Here is a 2,901-nt window from a genome sequence, read left to right as displayed (position 1 = left end):
GCAATTGCCGATCTGCATCGACGATACCAGGGCCTTGCTGCTGGGGCCGCTGACGGTCGAACCGCCGTTCCGCAGCCGCGGCGTCGGCCGCAAGCTGCTGGATCGCGCATTGAATGACGCCAGGGCCAAGGGGCATCGCCTGGTGCTGTTGGTCGGCGACGAAGCCTATTACAGCCGCGTCGGTTTCAAGCCGGTCCCGAAGGGACGGGCCACCATGCCCGGCCCGGTCGACTACAGCCGCCTTCTCGTGGCTGAACTCGTCGAAGGCGCCTTCACCGATGTCTCCGGTTTGATCCGGCCGGACTGGAGCCTGGCGAAGTGAACGTGACCTGAGCCCGGATGGAAGCCAACGGGTCGCGCGAATGCGCGGGCCGACGGCGTAATCCGGGGCCTCTGCGCAACTGACGCACCTGTCCCGGATTGCGCCGGCCCGACAGATCCATCCGGGCTACGAGATTGACCCATCAACTTCATTGCGAGCGAAGCGAAGCAATCCATTCTTTCTTTGTGAGGCAACATGGATTGCTTCGTCGCATCCGCCTTCGCCCGAAGGCGGGCTTCGGCGGACAAAAGCGCTCCTCGCAATGACGTTGATAGAGTTCGATCAAAACTTCAGATTCGCAAACGCCCGTACACCGATGCCCGGCAGCAGGACCTCGTCCTTGTTGTACGACACCGAATTGCGGATGCTCTCGTTCAGCAGGTTGTTGCCGACCACGCCGACCATCATCTCGCGGGCGCCGAACCAGCTCGCATCGAGTTTGGTCTTGTAGCTTATTTCCGCCTTCAGGAGATTATAGCCCGCGGTCGGCGTTTCGCCGATCACGGCTATATCGCTTTGAGTGAAGGCATGCAGGTAGTTGATCCGCGCCAGCCAGTTCGCATCGCGCCAGAACACGCCGGCGCCGGCGCGGACCGGTGGAATCCTGGGAACGTTGCTGCCGTCGGAGAAGGTGGCGCGGACGACGTCGAACTGGCTTTCGATGCCCCAGATGCCGCCGTGGAATTGGCCGATATCGAGCTGGCTCTGGAATTCGGCGCCACGGAAGGTGGCGTCGCGCTGTGAATAGATCGCCTGATTGAGTTCGAGCGGAGAAGCCGGATCCGCCGGGCCGACGCAGGCGACGTCCTCGCAGGTGTTGCCGGTCAGGCGCCGATAGATAAAGCCGTTGAACTTCGTGTAGTAGGCAGTAGCTTCGAACCGCAGCGGTCCGGTTGCCCGCCGCAACCCGATCTCGACGGATTTGGCGGTTTCAATTCCGAGGTTGGGATTGCCGATGTCGAACGTGACGGTCGCCTCGTGCGGGCCGCGTGAAAACAGCTCGGCGGGCTTGGGCGCGCGCTCCACATATTGGCCGGTAATGCTGGCGACGAGGCCCCATGGCAGATCCTGGATCAGGCCGACGCTGGCGCTTTTCGGCGTAAAGGACAGGTTGCGCGCCGTCGGTGGGCCGATATCGCCGGGATTCGCGGCCAGGTCGAACAGTTCGGGAATCAAGGAGGGCATTGTTCCCGTGAGATCGACGCGCTCGACGCGGCCGGCGATCTGCGCCTTGGTCGTCTGGGTGAATTTCAATTCGTTGAACGCGTAGCCGGCGACCTTGGTGTTCTTGTTGGGATCGAACAGGCCGTTGAGCGGGGAGTCCGGATCGTCGGGGCTCGATGCGGTCAGTTTCTGGTGGCTCGCCTGCAGACCCAATGCGGTCGTCACCGTCGCGAAGCGTGCGTTGAACGGCATCAACTGGACCTCGACGCGGCCCTCATGCTCCTTGTTGGTGAAGGTTTGCCGGACGCCCAATGAGGTGGGATCGGTGGCGTCGGCGAGCGCGACCTCGTTGTGCTTGTAATCGGTGGTGCCTGCCCAGAACCGGATCGCCTCGATCGCTGCGGCATCGGGCCGATATTCGCCCTTGGCCGTGAGCTTGGTCTGGCGCGCGTCAATGCGGGCCCGGTGGTCGGAGGCTTCGATGCCGGGCACATGATACAGCGAATCGTTCTGCGTGATTGCAGCACCGATGAATCCACCGTCGAAGATATACGAGCCGCCGATCGATCCGCCGGATGCCTGCGCGGCCGAGTTGGGCTGACGGCCGTTGACCGGCCGGGTCTGGTCGAACAGATACGGATAGCCCGGGATGTTGTAATCGCTGCTCTTGCGGCCATAGGCGTCGGCATGCACCGCGAAATTGCCGGCGCCGGCATCGAGCAGGATGCCGGCTTCGACACCGCGATCGACCGAGTTGACCGCCGTTCGCGTTTCCACGGTCACGCAGGACGGCGAGGGTACGTTCGCGAGCGGAGCCTTGGCGGGCAGGCCATAGCTCTGGAACGGTGCCGCCGCGCAGGAGGGCAGGGCATCGGGAATCCGGTTGTTGGTCGCGCTGACGACGCCGCCGATCGCCGTCGATCCATAGCGCAGGGTCGCGGGTCCGCGGATCACTTCGACCTGGTTGGTCGCGAGCGGATCGATCGGGACAAAATGATCCTCGCCGAGATCCGAAGCGCCGTTGCTGCCGATGCCGTTTTCGACGATGCCGACGCGGTTGACGTCGAGGCCCCGGATGACCGGCCGGGTTGAAGCGCCGGGCGCAAAACTGGAACTGGTAATGCCCGGCTTTGAAAACAGGAGATCGCCGAGCGTGGCGCCGCCCGAGCGGCGGATTTCCTCGTTCGGCACCACCGTGACCGTGGCAAACTGGTCGGTCACGATTGGCAGCACGCCTTGTTGTGGTGCGGCGGCGACCGGCGCCGGTTGCGCCGCTGGTTCGCGGGCGACGGCAGGGCCGGTTCGCGCGACGCGGGCAGGGGTCCGTGGTGCGACGGTGCGCCGCTGGATCGGGCTGGGCGCGGTCACCGTGATTTCCGGCAATTGAGTGGTGGGCCGCGCGGCGTCCTGAGCCG

General features: G+C 64.4%; 2 protein-coding genes. One reads left to right on the top strand and one right to left on the bottom strand.

The genetic code is table 11. From position 1 onward, the window contains the following. Positions 1-322 (top strand): GNAT family N-acetyltransferase (locus tag Q8N40_RS20585; RefSeq protein WP_305713102.1); only part of this gene is annotated, 322 nt, incomplete at its 5' end. A 282-nt stretch (positions 323-604) separates the two neighbouring features. Here the strand turns inward: Q8N40_RS20585 and Q8N40_RS20580 are convergent. Continuing rightward, the gene (locus tag Q8N40_RS20580) at positions 605-2,869 is read right to left on the bottom strand and encodes a TonB-dependent receptor (RefSeq protein WP_371135763.1); all 2,265 of its coding nucleotides are present in this window, start codon (positions 2,867-2,869) and stop codon (positions 605-607) included. Positions 2,870-2,901: the final 32 nt, after the last annotated feature.

The sequence above is a fragment of the Bradyrhizobium sp. genome (assembly GCF_030693485.1).
Taxonomy (GTDB): domain Bacteria; phylum Pseudomonadota; class Alphaproteobacteria; order Rhizobiales; family Xanthobacteraceae; genus Bradyrhizobium.
This window is presented reverse-complemented; position numbering and strand designations above follow the sequence as displayed.